Here is a 21,930-nt window from a genome sequence, read left to right on the forward strand (position 1 = left end):
TGAGCCATAATTTGCGTTAGCCCCCCTCCTTTTAACGGTGACGAATACAGCAAAGCAGAACTAAGCCTGCCGTTAGGAACCCGGAAACCCTGGTGCGCTAACAATTTTCATTTTGAACTTTCATTTTGAACTTTGCACTGCGCACTCCGCGCAGCGGCACTACTTGAGCCTTGTCCCCTATCGGCAGTAGTCATCGGTCGGGTGCGCCGCCCGCACTGCAATCGGTGACCACTGCCGAATGACAAATTCGCTGAGGCCAACATCGTCTGGGCGATCGCGATCAAGCGTGGCCCAGTCGGCGCTACTGCCCCAGTCATAGGTATAGCCCAGCTGAGTCCAGGGGTAGGGTATGGCGCTGGGGGCTGCGCCGATGGCGATCGGCTGGCCCTGGTGCTGGTAGCGCTGGTCGTACTGGGCATAAAACCAGTGCTGGTAGGCGATCGGCACCGCGATAAATTCGCTGGCGGTGCGGAAGCTCAGCTCGGCCTCATGGTCGCTAATTTCGGGGTCGGGGCTAGGGCGAAAAAGAAATTGTGGATCGACCCAGATCTCAACTACCTGGCGCTGGGCCGATCGATCGGCGGGTTCGGGCGGCAAACCGAGTACCTGGCCCAGGCGAGCCGCCAAAGGAATGTCTGGCGTTGGGGTATAGGCTTGGCAAAAACGCTGCAAGTCGGGGACGGCTGTAACCCAGACATCGCGGGTCACGATTAGCTGACTGCCCACATTCTGGCTATAGCCCACCCAGTCAGCCCAGGTCGCAACCAGGACATGGCCCTGCTCGTTCCAGGTGAGGGCGCTGTTGTGGCGCGTAATGGCGGTCAGGTCGCTAAAGACTTCGTTGGGTTCTGGCGTTCTGGCATCCTCAACGGCTTGCCAATAGCCGGAGGGCAGCTCAGCAGATGGGCCTACCTGGGCCTGCGCCGGAAGCGCGATCGCCCCGCCCACCTCAACTAAGCCCAGCAAAATTGCCCCAGTGCCCCAGTGCAGCGGTTGTCGAAAGTTTAGGACCATGCCGTGCGACAGAATGCTATGGCGCTTAGAGTGCCCGGATGCGATCGCAGCCAACGTCACCCACGTCCATCCAGCTCTGGGCTCACTATTCGCTTGTTCAGGTCGCAGGATAGCGCCGCACCTGGTACTCGCGGGCGTCGATCATGCGGTAATCAAACTCAACCGCCTCGTCAAACTGTTGCTCAACGGCGTCTAGCTCCTCCTGGGGAATCGACTTCCACTGCTCGCGGGTTTGCCAGCGCACCATAAACACCACCTGGTCGTGCAAGTCAGGCGAAATCCACACTTCCTTAGAAATAAAGCCGGGATACTGGCTCAGGGCCGCCGTCCAAATGTCGTTGTCCAGGCGAATGAAGTTTTCTCGGTTTTCGGGGGCGACCGCGAAGGTCAGCCATTCAATCACCATCAGGTTGCATCCTTCGTTAAGCGGGCAATTTGAGCTTCAAAGTAGGCCTGACGAGTGCCCAGCACCCGCGCCAGCACCAGCCCCTCGCGGTAGGCCGCCAGGGCTGAGGGGGTTGCCCCCAGCTGCTCATGCACCTGACCCAGCTCGTCGTAGGCCGCCATCATGGTAAACGCGCTGTGTGACTGCTGGGCAACCACCAGCAGCTGTTCGTAGAGGTAGCCGACATCGGCCCAGCGGCCCAGGCTTTTATAGACGTTGGCTAGGTCGTTGATGGCATTGGCGGCGATTTCAAACTGCTCCAGGTCGATGGCGTTGGTGTAGGCCACCTGAAACTGACGCGCGGCGGTAGCTACGTCCCCCAAAGCGAGGTAGTTTTGGGCCACTCGCTGCTGCAGGGGGGCAATTTCTGGCCACAGGCTCTCGTCGCTCTGGTAAAGGGTCAGCAGGCGCTGCTGCAGGGCGATCGCCCCGGCAAAATCCTGCGCCTGCTCCAGGTTCTCGGCCTCAAGGGTCAGGTAGCGCCGTTCGTCGTCGGGGTTAGCCTCAACCTGGTTCAGCGCCACCAGCTCACCATAGGCCTCAGCGGCGGCTGGAAAGTAGAACCACTCCGATCGCAGCGCGGCCAAGATTTCGAGCTGGCGGCGGTAGTCGGCGGTGTTGTCGGCCAGTCTAGCCGCATCGGCCAGGTCGCGGCGAATGTCGGCGGCGGCGTCGATCGCGCCCAATACGACATAGGTCTCGGCCAGGCGCTCCAGCCGCTCGCGGTCTTCTGGCAGCACCAGATCGGCGCGAATTTCGTCGAGCCGCACGGCGTAGAGCTGCAGATCTTGAGTGGCGGTGCTGTCGCGCAGCCACTGCCCCACCCGGTTAATGGCCGCTAGCTCGGGCTCAACCCCCAGCAGTCGGCGCAGGCGAATCTCCCGCCGCCAGATGTCGCGGGCCTGCTCTAGCTCCCCTGCCCCGGCCAGGGCTTCGGCCTCCAGGGCCAGCTGATCGAGCGCTTGCTCTAGAGCGTACAGCTCCAGCGGGCTGGGGGGGCGCGACACAGTGGGCCGAGGCAGCAGCGGGTCGAGGAGGTCGTCTTGCAGCGGGTCGGCCAAAAAGGGAAAGCGCACCGCTGGCGGCAGGGCCTGGGCCAGCGCCTGGGGCGCGGTGCCGAGGGTGAGCGCGATCGCTAGGATCAGCGGCCCCCCTAAGCGCTGCAGAGGGCACCGTAGGGAGCGCTGCAGCGTACCCTCGCAAAGCCAAAATTGGGGTTTCAAAAACTGACGGGGCAACGATCTTTCCCAAGCTGCTCACCTATCATAAACGCCGCCAGCGCCCTAATGTGACAACCCCTTAACATCTCCCAGAGACCCACCATAGCGGTAGCCACCATCCTGTAACCTGGAGATTCGACGGCGGTTAAATCGTCCTGTCTAGAGCCATCACCAACCCCTTTGCAAGCCTCGTTTCAGACTATGCACTCCACCGCATCCCCGACTGTTTCGACCCCCCAGCGCACCGTTCGCATCGTGTCTCGCAAGAGCCAGCTGGCGCTGATTCAAACCCACTGGGTACGGGATGAACTCCAGCGGCACTTCCCCGAACTCACCTTCGAAATTGTCACCATGGAGACTCAGGGTGACAAGGTGCTCGATGTCTCGCTCTCCAAAATTGGCGATAAGGGCCTGTTTACCCAAGAGCTCGAAGACACCATGCTGCGGGGCGACAGCGATTTTGCCGTGCACTCGTTGAAAGATCTGCCGACCCGCCTGCCCGAGGGGCTGATGCTGGGCTGCATCACCGAGCGCGAAGACCCCGCCGATGCCCTGGTCGTGCACGAAAAGAATAAAGACAAAACCCTGGCCACCCTGCCCGAGGGCGCGGTGATTGGCACCTCGTCGCTGCGGCGACTGGCTCAGCTACGCCACCACTACCCGCACCTGACCTTTAAAGACATTCGCGGCAACCTCAACACTCGCCTGCGTAAGCTCGACGAGGGCGGCTACGACGGCATTATTCTGGCGGTAGCTGGCCTCCAGCGCATGGATATGGGCGATCGCATCCACGAAATTTTGCCCGCCGACATCTCCCTCCACGCCGTTGGCCAGGGAGCCCTGGGCATTGAGTGCCGCACCGGCGACGCCGAAATTCTCAAGCTGCTGAGCGTCCTCTCCGATGCGCCCACCACCGCCCGCTGTCTGGCCGAACGCGCCTTTTTGCGCGAGCTAGAGGGGGGCTGTCAGGTGCCCATTGGCGTCAACACAACCCTGGAGGGCGATACCCTGACCCTGACCGGGCTGGTGGCCAGTCTCGACGGCCAGCGAGTGATCAAAAACACCGTGCAGGGGCCAACGACCACGGCTGAGGCGCTCGGAACCGAGCTGGCCCAGCACCTGCGGGCGGAGGGAGCCCAGGCTATTCTGGACGAAATCAACGCCACCAACCGAGCCTAGGGGCGCTTGAGACGCTTATTCATCAGCTGCGTGACGGCTCCAAAAGCAGTCGCCGCAGCCCACAGCCTGGTTTTTGAAATTGGGATGGCCATGCCCGATTCCTGAGGATTTTGGCCTGCATTGATGGCGCACTCTAGGTCTGCCACTCGCTAGTGCGCTGGAGCCAGGACGATCAGCAGGTGCCGAGAGCCCTGGGTAAGCCTGTGGGTTGGGTCGGGCGACGCTGAACTAGCTACCGGGGGGACAGTTTGAAAATTGGCCTTGTTTACCCAGCTGAACTAAAGAAAAGCCTAAAATCACCAAAAGTAGTCTCTGTGTCTGTCCAAAGCAATAGAGCATCGGTCACAATAGGCCAAGGTTGGCCGGTGCATATGGTCCTCAACTTGCCTTCCTCCCCTGCCCAGGCTGGTATTCCTACAATGTTGACTTCCCTTTTTCCCAGGCCTCCTGTTTCCCAACTTTTGTCTTTGCTACGACCCTCCATACTGGCCCTAGCGCCGCTGGCTTTGGCCTCCGTGGCGGCAGAGATGAGCCTAGCCGCCACCCCGCTGACGGAGTATGAAGACAGTCCTAAGGTTGTCATTGATGAAGCCTGGCAGATTATCAATCGGGAATACGTCGACAACAGCTTTAATCAGCTCGACTGGCAGGCCGTGCGCCAGGACTTGTTAAGTCGGGAGTACACCTCTCAAGATGCCGCCTACGGTGCGCTGCGGACGGCGCTGCGGCGACTCAACGACCCCTACACCCGGTTTTTGTCGCCCGTAGAGTATGCCGACCTTACCGACCAAACCTCCGGGGAGGTTTCGGGTATTGGGGTGCAGCTGGAGCGCAACAGTCAAACCGGGGCGGTGCTGGTCACCAGCGTGGCTCCTGGTTCACCGGCAGAGCAGTCGGGCATTGTAACGGGCGATCGCATTTTGCTGGTCGATGGCCAAAGCACCGAGCGCCTTACCGCTGAGGGGGTGCTGCAACAGCTGCGGGGCAACGAGGGGTCTCAGGTAACGCTGACCATCTCTCGCGACGGCGGCGGGCAACGCACCGTTATCTTGACCCGCGCCCTAATGGATTTGCCCACCGTTGAATACTCTCAAAAAACGGTTGGCGGTCGCCCTATTGGCTACATTCGCCTGATTGAGTTCAACGCCCACGCCGCCGAGCAGATGGCTGAGGCCATTCGCAGTTTGAGCGATGCCGGGGTGGAAGGGTTTGTGCTCGACCTGCGCGGCAACCCCGGTGGGCTACTGCTGGCCAGCATTGACATTAGCCGTATGTGGCTACAGCACGGCCCCATTGTGCGCACCCTCGATCGCAGCGGTAACGATGAGGCGATTTCGGCCAACCGCACCGCACTGACCGATCTGCCGCTCACGGTGCTGGTAGACGGCAGGTCGGCCAGCTCCAGCGAAATTTTGACTGGTGCTCTGCGGGACAACAATCGCGCCACCGTCGTCGGCAACACCACCTACGGCAAAGCCCTGGTGCAGTCGCTGCACGGTCTCACCGATGGCTCTGGCCTCACCGTTACCGTGGCCCACTACTACACTCCCAACGGCACTGATATCAGCAGCCGGGGCATTACTCCCGATGTCGAGGTCGGCCTGAGCGATCGCCAGCGCCGCGAGCTGTTCAGCAACCCCGCCCTGCTCGGCACCGAGGCTGACACCCAGTACCTCCGCGCCGCCGAGGTGCTAGAGCAAACCATCCTGGCCAACCAGGGGCAACCGGCCACTACCGGTGCCAGCCGCTTGGGCCGCCTAGAGCCAGCGGAATAGGTAGTACCGAATTCCGATCTGGTTACATCCGGTTTGTAGGGGCATTGCATGCAATGCCCCTAGCCCCTACAGCCGTCCGGCGTAGGCGGCCATAGGCTCTTTGATAAAGCGAATGTAGAGGTGCTTGAAGGTTGACTGCACCACCCGAGGCAGGCCAAAATCAATCGGCACCAGTTCGGCGGGGAGCTGCCAGTCGGCCACCCGCACCTCGTCGGGAGTCAGCAGCGGAAAGGTGATTTCGTCCCAATGGGGGCAGGCTTGTAGGCGCAGCGACTGAGCTACGGTGGGCACCGTCAGGGGATCGACCCCCAGCACCGCTACCAGGGCGCGATCGAGGGCAAACACGTTACCAGAAGCGCCCAGAACCCCCAACTCCCTTGGTTCGCCGCCGCTGGGGCCATTGCCCTCGTGGCCGACAATGCCATCGACAATCGTGAGTTCGGGGTCGATCAGGCGGGCGGTTTCGACCAGCATGGTGCCAAAGCGCTGCACGTCTTTACCCGCCTCCATGTGCCACCAGGCCTTCATTTTGCCGGGTACGCAGCCAAACAGATTCTTCACCCCCAGGGTCAGGGTAAGCTGCACATGAGATTTGACTTTGGGCAGGTTGATCACCACATCGGCCTCCATCGCTTCTTTCGAGAGGCGCAGATGGTCAAACTCAGGGTTGTCGGTGGGGTAGCGGTGGCCGTGTAGCTCCACGATAGGCAGGTCGAGTGCCTGGGCCAGGGGCAGTAGACCGTTGGCCTTGGCTACTCCATAGGCGCTGCCAAAGGCGGGGCTATCGCCCAAAAAAGGATGGCCGCCAGCGGCCTGCACTTGCTGGGCCACGGCGTAGACCAGCTCAGGCCGGGTCGTGCATTCTTGGGTGGGCCGAGAGCCGGTCAGCAGGTTGGGCTTGAGCAGCACGCGATCGCCCGGTTTGACATAGGCCGTCATGCCCCCCAGCGGCTCTAGGACTTGAGTGAGCGACCGCGCCAGATTGCTGCGATCGTAAGACTGGGCACGCACAAGGCTAACGGGCACCGCCATGATAGTCTCCAGGGGAAATAAGGTCTGTTTGGAGAATAACGCGGATGGGGGTGGGGTGGGAGGGTGGATGAGTGATGATCCCTGAGCGGAGTCGAAGGGAGTGGGTAGGCGAGTGGGTGAGTGGGTGGATGGGGATGGGTGCAAAATTCAAAGTGCAAAATTTTGCACTTTGAATTTTGCACTTTGCACTTTATTTAGTTCGTCATGAGGACTCTCTATGCTCAACCTGTGGGTGACCACCAGCGGCACCTGGATTAACGTAGCTACCGTTTTGCTGGGCACGGCTCTGGGGCTGATGCTGCGCAGCCGACTGCCAAAGTCAATGCAGCAGATCATTACCCAGGCGGTGGGGCTGATGACGGTGGTGATTGGCGTATCGATGGCGACGGGTCTGTCTGCAATCGACGCTGGCCCCATCGATGGGATTATTTTGGCGCTGCTGGTGCTGGCGGCGGGGGGGCTGCTGGGCGAATGGTGGCAGATCGAGCAGCGCCTATCGGTGCTGGGCGCCTGGATCAAGGCCAGGGTGAGGGGTGGCGGGCGCTTTACCGAGGGGTTTGTGGCGGCTAGCCTGCTGTTTTGCATTGGCCCGATGGCTATTGTGGGCAGCCTCAACAATGGTCTGACCGGCGACAATACCCTGCTGACGCTCAAGGCGACGATGGACGGGCTGGCCGCGATCGCCCTGACCGGCACCTACGGGGTTGGGGTGGGCTTCTCGGCCCTGAGCGTGCTGGTGGTCCAGGGGGGGCTGTCGCTGCTGGCCAGCGTCTCGGGGTCGATCATTTCAGACCCCACCACCAGCCCCCATGTTTTGCTGATTACCGGCACGGGCGGACTGATGATTTTAGGTCTTGGCCTCAATTTGCTGGAGATTGGTCAGGTGCGGGTGGCCTCGTTTTTACCGGCGCTGCTGCTCAGCCCGCTGGCGATCGCCCTGGCCCAGCGGTTGTAATAGGATAAGCTGGACTTGTCCGGGTTAGCGTGTACCCGTCGAGCTACAGCATGGCCCCTCAGCTGCTTTCCACCCCAGCCCAGGTAGACGCCGTGTTTACGGCCCCGCCGCTGCTGTCTACGGTCGATTTTTGCTGGCGCGATACCTATGTCGACTGCCGCTGGGAGCCGCCGGGGGAAACCCCGACCGAGGTCGCGACCCCCTGGCACGCCATTGTGCTTTTTACCCAGCTGCCCGATACGGCGGTGGCCGAGCGCTGCATTGACGGCCAGTTCAAGATTGAGCGGGTGCATCCGGGCGATATTTTGGTGCTGCCGGCCGGGGTGGGGCAGCGATCGCGCTGGAACGTGCCCGGTGAGTTTATGAACCTGGTATTTGACCCGATTGCCCTGGGGCGATCGCTCGATGAGGCCGCCGACGGCACTACCTTTGAACTGGTGCCGCATTTCGCTACCCAAGATTTGCTGGTGCTACAGCTGGGCCTGGCCCTGCGGCGGCTGTTGCAGATGGGCACTCCAAACCGCCTCTATGCCGAGTCGCTGACAACCACGCTGGCGGTGCATCTGCTGCAAACCTACGCCACCCGCCAGCCCCGGCTGACGACTTATGGCGATGGCCTATCTCAGGCCAAGCTGCGACGGGTCGTTGACTACATTCACAGCCACCTAGACACCGACCTCAGCCTTGACACGCTGGCTACTCTGGCGGGCATGAGCGCCCACTACTTTGCTCAGCTGTTCAAACAGTCCACCGGGTTTGCGCCGCACCAGTACGTCATTCGCTGCCGGGTCGAGCGGGCCAAAGCGCTGCTGGCGCGACCCGATCTGGCGATCGCCGATATTGCCTGCCAAACCGGTTTCGCCCACCAGAGTCACCTCAATCGTCATTTCAAGCGCCTGCTGGGGGTCACCCCTGGTCAGTGGCGACAGCGCTGAGCCTCTATGCTCTGCGGTGAACGTTGGCCAACTGTTCCTCAGCCCTGGCACTCAGCCTTTGAACTCCCAGCAAGGGTTGCTCTATTTCTGCAAGCGCTCAAAGCAGTGCATTAAATCTATGCGCTCACTCCTCTAGTTGCACGTTTCTGGCTGCCAAACCGCTACAGTTTTAAAGCAAGAGTCTCTGTCGCCTGGCTATCTCCATGAAATCTGTCATTCCTGTGCTGCTGCCGAACAATCCCTACGAGGTGGTGGTTGCCACTGGGGGCATCGACCATTTGGGCAGCTGGCTAGCGGGAGGCGATATGCCGCTGGTCAAGCCGGGGCAGAAGCTGCTGCTGGTGTCGAACCCAGCAATTTTTAAGCAGTATGGCGATCGCGCCCTGGCCGCCCTCACCCAGGCTGGCTACGCTGTCGAAACCTGCCTGCTGCCCGCTGGTGAACGCTATAAGACTCTGAAAACCATTCAAAAGATCTACGATGCGGCCCTGGGCTTTCACCTGGAGCGCAAGTCGGCCATGGTGGCCCTGGGCGGCGGCGTGATTGGCGACATGACGGGCTTTGCCGCCGCCACCTGGCTGCGGGGGCTGAGCGTGGTGCAGGTGCCTACGTCGCTATTAGCGATGGTCGATGCCTCCATTGGCGGCAAAACTGGGGTGAACCATCCCCAGGGCAAAAACCTGATTGGGGCTTTTCACCAGCCCCGCCTGGTCATGATCGACCCAACGGTGCTCAAAACCCTGCCGCCGCGAGAGTTTCGCGCTGGGATGGCGGAGGTAATCAAGTACGGCGTGATTTGCGATCGCACCCTGTTTGAAACCCTGGAGGCCGCCCCTCGCCTCGACCAGTACCGCTATCTAAGTGACGAACTGCTGCACACTATTTTGACGCGATCGTGCCAGGCCAAGGCTGAGGTAGTCTCTCAAGATGAAAAGGAAGCGGGGCGACGGGCCATTCTCAACTACGGCCACACGATCGGTCACGCTGTGGAAAGCCTGATGCAATACCGGGGCGTCAACCACGGGGAAGCGGTGGCGATCGGTATGGTGGCCGTCGGCAAAATCGCCACGGCCCTCAACTACTGGACTGCGGCGGAAGAAACCCGCCAGCTCAAGCTGATTGAAAAAGCGGGGCTGCCCACCCAAATCCCCGCGCAGCTGAGCGCAGACGATATTTTGGACCTGCTTCAGGGCGACAAAAAAGTTGAAGATGGGCAGGTGCGCTTCGTCATGCCTGAGGGGCTAGGGGCCGCCTGCGTTACAGGCGACATCACCCGTGATGCGCTGCTGGCTGCTCTGTAGCGATCGCTTTCGGCTCTAGGGGCTGTCATCAATTAGCCTTTGAAAGCCCCAAAATCAACGGTTACAGCCCCTAGCCTGTTTTGTTTGGTCGGGCGTGGCACCGCTGATATTAAAGGGTTTTTGGCCAGAATTGATGACACGCCCTAGTCTTTCCATCGGTTGGCGATCTCTGTCGGCGATCGCCCTGCGCCGCGCCAGTTGAGAAACTGAGGCGACACGGCTGCCACGCCGATCGCCCCTTGCGCTATTCATTAAGAAAGATTAATTTATCTGCCTAAAGCAAACTCTTGTCAACGCTCAAAACCCCTACCACGATGGAGCTTAAAGGCTTTGCCAGCCATCTAGACTGAGGGCTTCAAGCGTATACATGGATACTAATCATGGCTAAAGGCAACTCAGACCTGGGTGAGCAGGCGCTTAGCAAGGCCGTAGAAATGGGGCTCTCTACCCAGCTCGACGCGGCAGAAACCCTGGAGGCCGAAATTCACGCCAATCCAGGGACCCTGGTGCAGGGAGAGGTGGAGTCGGCAGATATTCAGGGGCGAGGTTTGGTGATTAAGGACGACCTGCGCACCGAAGAACTGAAGGTCAAAACCGACGGCATGGCCATCGACCCGATCAAAGCCGCCTTTGGCAACATCGAGCTGACGCGCCCCACCAATGCCGCCATGGCCGCCAAGCTGACGCAGGCCGACATCGAGCGGGCCTGCAATTCTGACTACATTCAGCGGAAGCTGCAAAAGCTGGAGGTCAAACTGGACGGCCAACCGGTGCAGCTGAAGATTCAGCAGGTTCAGGTTTCGCTGCCCGGAGATGGACGGGTGGCGATCGCAACTGATGTTCAGCAGCTGGAATCGGGGGAACAGCAGCACGTCGCCTTTAGCGCAACCCCAGCTGTAGATGCCCAGGGTTACCAGCTGATGCTCAACGATGTGCAGATGGACCCAAACAACACCTCAGAACCCCTTACCCAAAGCCTGCTGGCCGCGGCGAACGACCTGCTTGACCTGCGTCAGTTTAGCCTCAGCGGTATGACCTTTCAGGTCGAGCACATCGACGTGCAGAAAGAGACCATGACCCTGCAAGCCAAGGCCCACCTCGAAAAGTTTCCCGGCAGCTAAGGGTGCTGGTTCTGGTAGAGGGATAAATGGGTAGGCGGGTGACGGTCCCTGAGCGAAGTCGAAGGGCGGTCCCTGAGCGGAGTCGAAGAGCGGTCCCTGAGCGAAGTCGTTTGTCCCGTGGACAGGCTTCGCCAACGCGTTAGCGTCTCCCGTAGGGAGAAAGGGGTGGATGAGTAGGTGGGTAGGCGGGTGGATGGGTAGAGCAACCGCAGCACCGACTAAAGGGTACTGCGGTTTGAATTCCACGCTGTGTCGTTTGAGGAGCGCTCTCAAGGGTTGGGCTGGTTCAGCGGTCGTTTATGATCGAGCTTTAACCCGTTAAACTGCCATGCAAACCCAAGATCGGCCCCTAGCGTCTCCTAATGCCAGTCTGACTTACCCCAGCCGCAGCGCCAGCGTCAGCCGCACGACCGGCGAAACCGATGTGCAGGTGAGCCTAAATTTAGACGGCACCGGCCAGTGCAACGCCAAAACAGGTATTCCCTTTCTAGACCACATGCTGCACCAGATTGCCTCCCACGGGCTGATTGATCTCGATGTACAGGCCACGGGGGATATTGAGATCGACGACCACCACACCAACGAGGATGTCGGCATCACCCTGGGAATGGCGCTGCACCAGGCTCTGGGCGATCGCAAGGGCATTACCCGCTTTGGCCACTTTGTTGCCCCCCTCGACGAGTCGCTGGTGCAGGTGGCGCTCGACTTTTCGGGTCGCCCCCACCTCAGCTACGGCCTAGAGATTCCGACCCAGCGGGTGGGCACCTACGACACCCAGCTGGTGCGCGAATTTTTCGTCGCCGTGGTCAACCACAGCCAGATGACCCTGCACATTCGCCAGCTCGACGGCATTAACTCGCACCATATTATTGAGGCTACCTTTAAAGCTTTTGCCCGAGCCATGCGTATGGCTACTGAGGTAGACCCCCGGCGGGCGCATCTCATTCCTAGCTCTAAAGGGGTAATTTGAAGCCTGGATAGCGCTCCCTTGGCTCTGTAGCTGGAGCCAAGCGATGCATAGACAGGGTGTATCTGGCCTATTAACTGCCCGACCACGTTGCCCAGGGCGAAGTTTGCGGTCGGCGCATTTTATAAGCACATGCCTGGGAATTGCTGTCTATCGCAGCTGCAATTGTGGGCCTGAAGCGGAACGTTCTGATCTAAAGAATTCTCTGCCCCCCAAACATAAACAAGAGGCGCAGCTGGTGCTACGCCTCTCATCGAGTGGGCCTGTTTAATGGTTGGGTCGGGTGCTGTGGGTCTAAGCCGCTTCCATCCAGTCATAGATCTGCTCTAGTTGCTCTAGGGTCACTAAACCGTACTGCCAAAGAATCATGGGCAATGGCCCAGGATCTTGCTCGCTGTGCTTCAGGGCAACCTGGATAGAGGCTGCCGAAATCGCTAGATCATCCTGCAAAAACTGGATCAAACTGGGTTGAACACTAACCGTCATCAAGTCTCACCTCCTTAGGGGTGCTAGGGCACATAGATATTGCTCACGATTTTACACAAGGATGCCTCAGTGGCAACATTAATTTCGCGCAGGTTTGAACGAACTTTTGTCACACTCATACGCACGGGTTGACCGCGTCGATTTCTCAGCGATCGCCCCTCTGGTAAGAAAACAGAGCTTGGCTAAGGCGATACCGAGGAGCATCGCCGCAGGGATAGCTCAGTAGTGGGCAGCTGGGTTGCAATAAAAGATACCCAGCTTTAGCTCAAAATTTCGGATAGTGCTTTACGGAACGTTGAAACCCTTAACACTTGCTCAATAATTGCTCATCTTTTTTGCGCTGGCGGGATCAAGACAAGACGCTGCCCCCGCCAGCGACCTAGTCAGCATTGGGTAGAGGGCTAACGATGTTGTAGAGAGCGGCGTAGTCATCGTCGGCGAATCCAGCCTCGACGGCCTGGTCAACGAGCTGGCGCACGCTTTCTGCTGGCAGGGCCAGCAGCCCAGCGGCCTCGGCGGCGGCGACAAACAGGCCCATATCCTTGAGCAGGTGCTTGGTGGGGAAGTTGGGATCGGCGAACTGGCGGGTCTGCATCCGCTGCAGCTTTTTGTCGAAGGTGGGGGCATAGAGCGCACTCTGGCGCACTACCGACATAAAGGTTTCGACGTCTATACCAGCGGCCTGCACCAGCCCCAGGCTTTGGGCAAAGGCGGCGGTGAGGGAACCAATCAGCTGATTCATAGCCAGCTTGAGGGTGGCGGCGCTGCCCACCGGGCCAACGTGGTAGATCGTGCTGCCCAGGCAGGCGAGCAGGGGCTGCCAGCGCTGGTAGGCCTCGTCTGCGGCCCCCACCATAATGATCAGCTTGCCGTTTTTGGCCTCGGGAATGCTGCCCAGCACTGGCGCTTCCAAGTAAGTGCCGCCGACTTCGGCGACGCTCTGGCTCAGGGCCTGACTTTCGGCGGGGGCAATGGTGCCCATTTGAATGATGGCGCAGGTGCTCAAGGGTGACGGTGAATTTGCCTCAGGGGATGCGGTCTGACCGCGCAGGCCCATGTCGTCGAGAAGCGATCGCACCGCCTCACCATTGGTCACCATGAAAATAACGGCCTCTACCGTCTCTGCCAGGGCGAGGGGGGTAGGGCAAACCGTGGCCCCTGCCAGCTCCAGGGGCTTGAGCCGCTCTGGACTGCGGTTGTACACCCACACGCGATGGCCTGCCGACAGCAGTCTGAGGGCCATCGGTGACCCCATCAATCCAGTGCCAATTACCCCAATCTTCACCCGTTGTCGTCTCCTTAGTGGTTGGTCATGCTGTGGTTGGGCTAGCCGATTTCGGTCATGGTTGGCGGCTGGTCGTAGCCCTTGGCCATCTCCTGGGCTGGGCCGGGGGAATGAAGGGGGTGGTACTGTCCCCACACCCCCTCGGCGCTAGCGCTAACCCCGATCCACCCGGCTAAAAACTGGCGCAGCCAGCGCTCGACGGCCGGACTGTAAAGGCGGTGCTGGCTAATATGGTAGGCTCGCGGCTGGGCTCCGGGGCAGCTGAGGTGATCGGCCCCTTCAGTGGTCCAGTGGTTGACCATGGCGGCGGTAATTTCGGGGTGAAACTGGAGACCGTAGGCCCGCCGCTCGTAGCGAAAAGCCTGGTGGGGAAAGGTTGAGCCGGTGGCCAGGAGCTGACTGCCCTGGGGCAGGGTAAACCCCTCCCGGTGCCACTGATAGACCATCAGCGGGCCGGGCAGCAGTTCGTTCGAGGTTGGCAAAATGGGGTAGTAGCCGATTTCGCGCTGCTCCGCTGGATGAGCCACCACAGTAGCCCCCAGGGTGCGGGCCAGCAGCTGTGCGCCCAGGCAAATGCCCAGGTAGGGCTTGTCTGAGGCCAGGGCGATCGCAATCCAGTCGAGTTCTTGCCGAATAAAATCCAGGTGGTCGTCGTTGGCGCTCATGGGGCCGCCAAACACCACCACGGCACTGTGGCCCTCCAGGCTGGCGGGTAGCGGCTGCCCTATGGCTGGGCAGCGCACATCGAGGGTAAAGCCCAGCGATTTCAGCACCTCCCCCACCAGGCCTGGGTTAGAGGTGGACTGGTGAACAAGCACTAAAACAGGCAGGCGAACAGTCACAGACGTAGTGATTCTCCTCTGGCAGAGGCGCGGCCAATATCGGGGGCATTACCCTCGAAAGGGCCGACATGTCTTTATAACTGTATCGCTTCAGCCCCAGAAGCGGGGCTAAGCCACCCCTACAGCTGGCGCTCGACCTGCACCATGCGGCGGTAGGACAGCCAGCCAGCCACCACCATAGCCACGGCAAACAGGCCCAAAAAACGTACGTGGGGGCCGACCTCGGCCAGGGTGCTGCCCTCCACTACGACCCCAGAGAGGGCTTCGATCATGTGATAAATCGGGTTGAACTGGGTCAGCCGGGCCAGCGAGTCGGGGAAAAAGGCCGTGGGCAAAAATGTCCCTCCCAAAATCATCAGCGGAATGCCGAAGGCGGCAATCAGGGCATTGACGTCTTCGGTGCGGCGGGCGAGCTGGGTGCCCAGCACAAACCCCACCCCCACGTAGGCGGCAATGCTGAGCAGCACAATCAGCAGGTTGGCCAGCGGGTTGCCGCCCAGGCTGGCACCGTAGAAGAGGGCGATCGCGTAGACCAGCGCCGTTTGCCCCAGCCCAATCGCCCCATAGGCCAAACAGATGCCCAAAAAATACGACACCCCGCTCAGGGGCGACAGAAACAGGCGCTTCAGCGTCTTTTGCTCGCGCTCAGACACCACTGTGGCCACGCTGCCGCCTAGGCCGCTAAAGAACAGCGCCGCCCCGACCAGGGTGGAGGGAGCCGCCCGGGTATAGGCCTCGGCCAGGGAAATTTGCAGCCGCTCCTGCAAAATCAAGCTGTTGAGAATCAGCAGCAGCACCGGAAAAATCGCCCAAAAAATTAGGCTGCGTCGCCGCCGCCCCAGTTCAACCAAGATGCGCTGGGCAACCGCCAGGGTCTCTCGCACGTATTTCATCAGGATGAGTAGACTGTGAAGGCAACTTAATATTACAGTCTTTAACAGGTTTCACGTGGGATCCACCTCCTCTGGCCGGGAGCCCTGGATGCCCTACCCTGGCCGGGAAGCTGTGTTACCGTAATGCCCAAGTCGCTCTCCACACACCCTCGGGAATACTTCCCAGGCGAGTTTGACCTAAGCAACGCTAAAACCCCAGATGAGTCAATCTTTAGAGGGGCTATTCGCCCAAACCCTGGCCCGTCGTAATGTCCTTAAGCTTTTTGGTGTAGGAGGTATTGCGGCTCTGCTGAGCTATTCGCGCCTCAGCAAGCCCCAGCCCACCGTGTTTCAGCGCGATCGCCTGGAGCTGCCCGCTCGGGTGGGGCGATCGACCTCGGCCATCATTGTGGGTGGCGGGCTGGCGGGGCTGGCGACGGCCTACGAGTTGAGCCAGCGCGGGGTGGCGGTCACGCTGCTGGAGCGATCGCCCCAGCTAGGCGGCAAAATTGCCAGCTGGCCGATCCAGGTGGGCGACGATCACTTCATGATGGAGCACGGCTTCCACGGCTTTTTTCCGCAGTACTACAACCTGTTTAGCCTGGTCGACGAACTCAGCATTCAGCAAAACTTCAAATCGCTCGACTACTATTCGCTGGTCTATAGAGACCACTACGACCCCGAGGTATTTCGCCCCAGCAACTCGGCCTTTCCGTGGAATATTGTTGACCTGGCCATTTCGTCGTCGAACCGGCTGGAATGGGGCATCAACCTGACTCACCTCAAGCACCTGCAGGTGTTTCGAGAAATTACCGGCTTTCGCAACCCCCAGACCTACCAGCGCCTCGACAACCTGTCGGTGACTGAGTGGGTGGGCAACGACTTCCCGCGCGGTCTGTACGACCTCTACTTTTTGCCCTTCGCCAAGTCGAGCCTCAACGCCCCCGACGTGCTCAGCGCTGGAGAGCTGATGCAGTTCTTCCACTTCTATTTCTTTGGTAACCCGGAGGGGCTGGCCTTCAACGGCACCTGTCAGGATATGGGGCGATCGCTGGTTGACCCCATGGTGGCAGCCATCAAAGCCAACGGCGGTCAGGTGCTGACGGGGGTGACCGTCAGCCAGGTCAACTGGCAGGGCGGCAAAGTGGCCGGAGTCACCTACCAGAACGGCAGCGTAGCGGTGAATCCGGTGCCCTTCTGGGTCGATCGCAACCCGCTGCTGAGTTCAGAAACCATGGAATACTTCGGGGCTGGAGACAGCGTTTACTCGGTAGCACCGGGGGCTAAGACCGCCCTCTCGCTGACCTGCACCCACCAGGGCTGTAGCGTGCAGCGCCAGGTGCAGACGAATGGCGACGGCTACCTCTGCCCCTGCCACGGAGCCGCCTACGCCAGCGATGGGGCCGTGCTGGCTGGCCCGGCGCGGGAAAATTTGACGGCGTTTAAGGTGCTGCAGCGAGAGGGCGATCGCATTCAGCTGGTGGCCGCTGCCGTCAACGCCGAGGTCAATGTAGCCCACGATCTCACCGCCGACTACTACGTGATGGCCGCCGATATCCCCGGCATCAAAGCCCTGTTTGCCCTCTCAGAGGGCGACGTGGAACCGACCCTGGTGGCCCAGGTCGATCAGCTGCGGGTGGCCGACCCCTTTGCCGTGGGCCGCTTCTGGTTCGATCGCGACTTTGACTGGCAGCACAGCTGGTTTACCTCGCTCTCGGGCTACAAGCTCACCGACAGCATTACCCTCTACCACCGCATTCAGGACGATTATATTGCCTGGAGCGATCGCACCGGGGGCAGCGTCGTCGAGCTGCACGCCTACTGCTATAAAGAAAAAGACTTTCCCACCCAGGCCGACATTCTCAGCACCTTCGAGGCCGAGCTGTACGACATTGTGCCCGAGCTGAAGGGCGCAACCGTGCTGCACCGGCAGTTGGTCAACCAGAAGAATTTTGCCGGCTTTCCCCCCGGCAGCTTTGCCAACCGGCCCCAAACCACTACCCCCGCCGACAACCTGCTGTTTGCGGGCGACTGGGTGCGCATGCCCTTCCCCTGCGGGCTGATGGAGCGAGCGGTGAGCAGCGGCCTGCTGGCGGCCAATGCGATCCTGCAGCGCGAAGGGGTGCAGCGCCGCCCCATTCTGTCGGTTAACCCGGAAGGGGTGCTTAAAATTTAGGGACTATCCCGGCATGGGCAGACGGATTTTCAGCCATAGGGCAGGTGTGAAATGGATGGATTAGAGAGCACAGCGGTCACAACCCTTGAACAGCCTGAGCCGGGTAGCGGCCAAGGTTCCTCAGACCCTGAAGCGGCGCTGGTTCCTAAACGCCCCCTGCGACAGCTGGGCATCAACCTCAACCACTGGTATGTGGTGGCCCAGAGTGAGGAGCTGAAGGATAAACCTCTGGCGGTCACCCTGTGGCACCAGCCGATTGTGCTGTACCGCGATCGCGCTGGTACCCCCATCGCCGTCGAAGACCGCTGTCCCCACCGCCAGGTCAAGCTCAGCGAGGGCACCGTGGCGGGCGACAACCTGGTCTGCGCCTACCACGGCTGGCAGTTTGCTCCCGACGGCACCTGCGCCCACGTGCCCTACCTGGAGCCCCAGCAAAAGCTGCCTACCTGCATCCTGCGGCGGTACCCGGTGCAAGAGCGGGACGGCTTTATCTGGCTGTTCCCTGGCGAGGCGGCGCTGGCCCAGCAGGTCGCGCCCCTGCCCGTGCCCGAGTGGGAGCACCTCAACTTCATCGGCTCGGTGGCCACCATCGACGTACAAGCCCATTACTCATTCTTAATTGAGAATTTAATGGACATGTACCACGGCCACCTGCACGGCGGAGCCCAGGTGTGGGCCAACCCGGTGCTGGCCGGGCTAGAGGCCGACGAGGCCCATGTCCACGCCCACTACGACGCCGAGAGCTACTACCGCATCGACAAAATCTGGTCGGCCTCTCAGCTGATCATTCCATCTCTGCGTAAGCTCCACCCCGAGCCGCTTGATGTCTACTATTATTACCCCCACTGGAAGTCGACCCTGGGGGACGACTTCGTCATCTACTGCCTGTTTTGCCCGGTCAGCGAAACCCACACCCGTGCCTACCTGCTGCACTTTACCTCCCTGGAGCGGTTCCCAAGGCTGCACAAAACGCCGCTGGCGGTGCGGCGGTTCGTGAAGCGATCGTTCACCAACTCGGCCAGCTTTGTGCTGCGGCGGCTGGTGCGCGAAGATGTGCTGATGCTGGAGCAAGAGCAGCAGGCCTTTGAGCAACACCCTACCTACCGGGGGCCGGAGCTGAACCGGGCGCTGACGGCGGTGCAGCAGTTGATTCGGCAGCAGGCGGAGTAGGAGTAGATGGGTGGATGGGTAAATGGGTGACGGCCCCTGAGCGAAGTCGAAGGGAGCGTAGTCGTTTGTCCCGTGGACAGGCTTCGCCAACGCGTTAGCGTCTCCCGTAGGGAGAAAGGGGTGGACGGATGGATGGGTGAGTTGCAGGTTCAGGAGGTGAGGGGTGGAATCTAAGGCAGAACCTGACACCTGACACCTGACACCCGACACCTGATACCTTAAACCTGAACCCTTGCCCCCTATTTTCCTTCCCCAATGGCTTCCCCCGATATTCTGGCGCTTGATTTTGACGGTGTGGTTTGCGACGGGCTGCGGGAGTATTTTCAAACCGCGTGGCGGGCCTATACCGATGTATTTGAGCCCAGTGCAGGGGCACCGCCGGAGGGATTGGCGGAGCGCTTTTATCCGCTGCGCCCGGTGGTAGAAACGGGCTGGGAGATGCCGCTGGTGCTCTACGGGCTGATGAGCGGGGTGGCTGATCAGGACATTTTAGAGGGCTGGCCTGAGCTGGTGCCGCAGCTGCTGGAGCAGGGCAAGGTGGAGCCTGCCACCCTGGGGCAGGCGGTGGATGGGGTGCGCGATCGCTGGATTCATACCAATATTGACGACTGGCTCAGCTACCAGCGGTTTTATCCTGGGGTAGTCGATCGGCTGCGCCAGGCGATCGCAGACGGGGTGGAGCTAGTCATAATTTCTACCAAAGAAGGGCGCTTTATTCAGCAATTACTCGTCCAGGGAGGCATTACGCTGCCGGGTGATGGCCCCCTGGGACCGGAGCCGGGCGATCGTATTCTAGGTAAAGAGGTCAAGCGGCCCAAGTACGAAACCCTGCGGCTGATCAAGTCGGCCAGGGCTGGGTACGCCCTCTGGTTTGTGGAGGATCGCGTGAAGGCACTGCAGGCGGTGCAGGATCAGCCCGATCTGGGGAATGTGGGGCTGTTTTTGGCCGACTGGGGCTACAACACGGCAGCCGATCGCGCCATGGCAACGCAGGGCATTCATCGACTCACTCTGCCTCAGTTTTGCGATTCGTTTTCGAGTTGGGTAAAGTAATCCCGCAGCGATGTAACATATGCTTCACCGTGGATTTACGTAATCTTGACTACAGTTGCTCTTGCTTAAAATGTTCGTGATGCTACCAAGCGAAATTTTCCGGATTTATGCGCCAGCGTCAGAATCAGGGATAGAGGCTGGGGTCATTGGTAAAGCTTTGGTTAACGTCGATGGCCCAAACTCGAAGCCATGCTGTTCGCCCCTGTGTTGCCATGACTGACCTGTTTGTTCCCCCGGTTAAGACTCCCGCTGCACCAGAGGCCACTATTGTTGATGACCCGGCTCCTGGCGCTTTAGATACTGGTAATTTGGGCACCAGCGATGCTGCGGGCGTGCCTCCGGCAGAACCTGCCGTTGTTCAGGAATCGGTTGCGCTAGTTGCCTTGGCCAGTGCTGAGGCCGGGGGCACCACCGAGAGTGCTATGGCACCCGCTTTAGACAGCGCCAGCGCGCTGGCGCTGCCCGCAGGGGCCGCAGTCGCAACCGTAGACAACGTCTTTTTCTACGGGCGCTCAGCGACTGGCCCTGTGCTGTACCAGGTCAATCTGGCTCAGGGCAGCTTGAGCGCCGTAAGTGAACCTGTAGATCTCTTCTCAACAGCGCTTGACGGCCTGTTTACGGCAGCACCAGGTGGCCTGGGCGGACTAGGCGCTGCCAGCACTGAGCCCCCCTCGCGCACGTTTGTCGTGCTACAGGGCACCAGCGGCAAGAACTTTTTGATTGGCACTGCCGCTGACAATGCCCTGCTGGGCTTTAGCGGCGACGACCTGATTTTGACTGGTCAGGGCTACAATCTGGCTTTTGGCGGCGTTGGCAACGATACCCTGGTGGGTGGGGCTGGCGACAACGGCCTGTTTGGTGGAAACGGCGACGATGCGATCGAGGGCGGCGCTGGTGACGACCTGCTGGTCGGTGGTGCAGGCAATGACATTCTCTACGGTGGGGGTGGGGCCAACACGCTGGTTGGCGGGGCGGGGGCCGATGTCTTTCGGCTCAATAGCCCAGGGGCCTACAGCCCGCTGGTGGATCCTAGCGTAGTCATCCGTGAACCCGATACGATCCTCGACTTCAAGGCCGACGAGGGCGATCGCCTCGACCTGAGCCTGATTGCCAACCAGCCTTCGTTTGCCGGTAGCGACTTGACCTTCTTGAGCCTTGCGCAGATAGGGGCCGATACCCACGTGCAGATCACTACGTCCCTGGGACAGACCTCGACCGAGGCCATTTTGTTGGGGGTGCAGGCCGATACGATTACCCCTGCCAGCATCATCTTTACGCCGCCCACGGGGGTGCCTCTGCTCAAGTAATTCGCCTCAGCCTATGGCGCTGGCCTTTTGACACTGCACTAGGTGGCGATTGCGATCGCCCCGCTTTCCGGTAGCATCAGGGCTGAAGCAATGCAGGCAACGACCATGATTGAGGCCCAGCTGCAGCCGTTGGCCACCGCCCTGGCGGGAGAGTTTGACAACCGTTCCCAGTCCCTGGCCGACCCGGCCTGGTATTTACACCTGCGGCTGTGGCTGCGGCCCCTGCCCCGGTCTGTCTTTAGCGAGGGCTACGGCTTTTTTATTGAGCAGATTGGCGTTACCTCGGGCAAGCCGCCCTACCGGCAGCGCATTCTACACCTGACGACCAAAGACAATGGTCTTTGGGGGCAGTACTACGCCCTGCCAGATCCGAGTGCCTACCAGGGGGGCGCTACCCAGCCCGATCGCCTGGCCAGTCTGAGCCGTCAGGCATTCATCGACCTGCCCACCTGCGGGCTTGCCATTGAGCGCCAGCCCGATGGTCAGACCTACAGCGCTCGACTGCCCGGCGACAGCCTGTGCACCTTTACCGCCAATGGCGTTACCTCCTACGTGCGGCTGGCCTTTGACATTGGCCCCGAGTCGTCTACCCCCGGCAGCCCGATGGTGTTTCAAATGAACGATCGCGGCATCGATCCTGAGACCGGCAAAACCACCTGGGGGCCAAAGATGGGACCATTTTGCCTGGTGAAGCAAAGCGCCTTTGCCCTGCCGGAGTAAGGTGCTGATAAAGCGGGCTTTTTTCCTGCTTGCGGCGCGGCTATCGGTGTTACCCTAAAGCGATGTTCGAAGCCC

At 60.4% G+C, this 21,930-nt stretch carries 20 protein-coding genes; 12 read left to right on the forward strand and 8 right to left on the reverse strand.

Annotation, left to right across the window (positions count from 1 at the left end):
- Positions 1–177: 177 nt before the first annotated feature.
- The 3 genes from ACQ4N7_RS02130 to ACQ4N7_RS02140 all read right to left on the reverse strand — a co-directional run bounded on the left by ACQ4N7_RS02130 (position 178) and on the right by ACQ4N7_RS02140 (position 2,682).
- On the reverse strand, positions 178–1,014 hold the full coding sequence (locus ACQ4N7_RS02130; protein ID WP_430709966.1) for a hypothetical protein: 837 nt from the start codon (positions 1,012–1,014) through the stop codon (positions 178–180).
- A 97-nt stretch (positions 1,015–1,111) separates the two neighbouring features.
- A complete protein-coding gene (locus ACQ4N7_RS02135) occupies positions 1,112–1,420 on the reverse strand; it encodes a TIGR03792 family protein (protein WP_430709967.1) in 309 nt (102 codons plus the stop codon).
- Complete coding sequence (locus ACQ4N7_RS02140) at positions 1,420–2,682, reverse strand: hypothetical protein (protein WP_430709968.1); 1,263 nt, start codon at positions 2,680–2,682, stop codon at positions 1,420–1,422. Before ACQ4N7_RS02140 ends, ACQ4N7_RS02135 begins: the two co-directional genes overlap by 1 nt.
- A gap of 198 nt (positions 2,683–2,880) precedes the next feature.
- Between ACQ4N7_RS02140 and hemC the strand changes: the two genes are divergently transcribed.
- Together hemC and ACQ4N7_RS02150 are read left to right on the forward strand one after the other, a co-directional pair.
- The gene (hemC, locus tag ACQ4N7_RS02145; protein WP_430709969.1) at positions 2,881–3,858 is read left to right on the forward strand and encodes a hydroxymethylbilane synthase; all 978 of its coding nucleotides are present in this window, start codon (positions 2,881–2,883) and stop codon (positions 3,856–3,858) included.
- Positions 3,859–4,277: 419 nt separating this feature from the next.
- Positions 4,278–5,633 (forward strand): S41 family peptidase, encoded by a 1,356-nt coding sequence (locus tag ACQ4N7_RS02150; protein WP_430709970.1) that lies wholly within the window; start codon positions 4,278–4,280, stop codon positions 5,631–5,633.
- Between the two features lie 66 nt (positions 5,634–5,699).
- Here the strand turns inward: ACQ4N7_RS02150 and ACQ4N7_RS02155 are convergent, their stop codons facing one another.
- Entirely contained in the window at positions 5,700–6,665 is a 966-nt protein-coding gene (locus ACQ4N7_RS02155; protein ID WP_430709971.1) for a DUF362 domain-containing protein, read from the reverse strand.
- A 217-nt stretch (positions 6,666–6,882) separates the two neighbouring features.
- Here ACQ4N7_RS02155 and ACQ4N7_RS02160 point away from each other — a divergent pair, with 217 nt between their 5' ends.
- The 5 genes from ACQ4N7_RS02160 to hisB all read left to right on the forward strand — a co-directional run bounded on the left by ACQ4N7_RS02160 (position 6,883) and on the right by hisB (position 11,947).
- Positions 6,883–7,620 (forward strand): DUF554 domain-containing protein, encoded by a 738-nt coding sequence (locus ACQ4N7_RS02160; protein ID WP_430709972.1) that lies wholly within the window; start codon positions 6,883–6,885, stop codon positions 7,618–7,620.
- 50 nt (positions 7,621–7,670) lie between these two features.
- On the forward strand, positions 7,671–8,555 hold the full coding sequence (locus tag ACQ4N7_RS02165) for a helix-turn-helix domain-containing protein (RefSeq protein WP_430709973.1): 885 nt from the start codon (positions 7,671–7,673) through the stop codon (positions 8,553–8,555).
- A gap of 203 nt (positions 8,556–8,758) precedes the next feature.
- Complete coding sequence (aroB, locus tag ACQ4N7_RS02170) at positions 8,759–9,856, forward strand: 3-dehydroquinate synthase (RefSeq protein WP_430709974.1); 1,098 nt, start codon at positions 8,759–8,761, stop codon at positions 9,854–9,856.
- Between the two features lie 380 nt (positions 9,857–10,236).
- Positions 10,237–10,977 carry an LmeA family phospholipid-binding protein gene (locus tag ACQ4N7_RS02175; RefSeq protein WP_430709975.1) on the forward strand — a complete coding sequence of 247 codons (741 nt, stop codon included), beginning with the start codon at positions 10,237–10,239 and terminating at the stop codon, positions 10,975–10,977.
- A gap of 328 nt (positions 10,978–11,305) precedes the next feature.
- Complete coding sequence (gene hisB / locus ACQ4N7_RS02180) at positions 11,306–11,947, forward strand: imidazoleglycerol-phosphate dehydratase HisB (RefSeq protein ID WP_430709976.1); 642 nt, start codon at positions 11,306–11,308, stop codon at positions 11,945–11,947.
- A 291-nt stretch (positions 11,948–12,238) separates the two neighbouring features.
- Here hisB and ACQ4N7_RS02185 read toward each other — a convergent pair whose 3' ends face one another.
- The 4 genes from ACQ4N7_RS02185 to ACQ4N7_RS02200 form a co-directional block, all read right to left on the reverse strand.
- Complete coding sequence (locus ACQ4N7_RS02185; RefSeq protein WP_430709977.1) at positions 12,239–12,430, reverse strand: DUF2949 domain-containing protein; 192 nt, start codon at positions 12,428–12,430, stop codon at positions 12,239–12,241.
- A 379-nt stretch (positions 12,431–12,809) separates the two neighbouring features.
- A complete protein-coding gene (locus ACQ4N7_RS02190; protein WP_430709978.1) occupies positions 12,810–13,715 on the reverse strand; it encodes an NAD(P)-dependent oxidoreductase in 906 nt (301 codons plus the stop codon).
- Positions 13,716–13,756: 41 nt separating this feature from the next.
- The gene (locus tag ACQ4N7_RS02195; RefSeq protein ID WP_430709979.1) at positions 13,757–14,557 is read right to left on the reverse strand and encodes a glutamine amidotransferase-related protein; all 801 of its coding nucleotides are present in this window, start codon (positions 14,555–14,557) and stop codon (positions 13,757–13,759) included.
- 119 nt (positions 14,558–14,676) lie between these two features.
- Positions 14,677–15,450, reverse strand: a complete 774-nt coding sequence (locus tag ACQ4N7_RS02200) for an ABC transporter permease (RefSeq protein ID WP_430709980.1) — start codon at positions 15,448–15,450, stop codon at positions 14,677–14,679.
- A 199-nt stretch (positions 15,451–15,649) separates the two neighbouring features.
- Here ACQ4N7_RS02200 and ACQ4N7_RS02205 point away from each other — a divergent pair, with 199 nt between their 5' ends.
- The 5 genes from ACQ4N7_RS02205 to ACQ4N7_RS02225 all read left to right on the forward strand — a co-directional run bounded on the left by ACQ4N7_RS02205 (position 15,650) and on the right by ACQ4N7_RS02225 (position 21,855).
- On the forward strand, positions 15,650–17,605 hold the full coding sequence (locus tag ACQ4N7_RS02205) for an FAD-dependent oxidoreductase (protein ID WP_430709981.1): 1,956 nt from the start codon (positions 15,650–15,652) through the stop codon (positions 17,603–17,605).
- A gap of 51 nt (positions 17,606–17,656) precedes the next feature.
- Positions 17,657–18,775 carry a Rieske 2Fe-2S domain-containing protein gene (locus ACQ4N7_RS02210; protein WP_430709982.1) on the forward strand — a complete coding sequence of 373 codons (1,119 nt, stop codon included), beginning with the start codon at positions 17,657–17,659 and terminating at the stop codon, positions 18,773–18,775.
- A gap of 255 nt (positions 18,776–19,030) precedes the next feature.
- Entirely contained in the window at positions 19,031–19,828 is a 798-nt protein-coding gene (locus tag ACQ4N7_RS02215) for an HAD family hydrolase (protein WP_430709983.1), read from the forward strand.
- Between the two features lie 212 nt (positions 19,829–20,040).
- Positions 20,041–21,135 (forward strand): type I secretion C-terminal target domain-containing protein, encoded by a 1,095-nt coding sequence (locus tag ACQ4N7_RS02220; protein ID WP_430709984.1) that lies wholly within the window; start codon positions 20,041–20,043, stop codon positions 21,133–21,135.
- A gap of 90 nt (positions 21,136–21,225) precedes the next feature.
- Positions 21,226–21,855, forward strand: a complete 630-nt coding sequence (locus ACQ4N7_RS02225; protein ID WP_430709985.1) for a CpcT/CpeT family chromophore lyase — start codon at positions 21,226–21,228, stop codon at positions 21,853–21,855.
- Positions 21,856–21,930: the final 75 nt, after the last annotated feature.

Source organism: Nodosilinea sp. AN01ver1 (assembly GCF_050565655.1).
Classification (GTDB): domain Bacteria; phylum Cyanobacteriota; class Cyanobacteriia; order Phormidesmidales; family Phormidesmidaceae; genus Nodosilinea.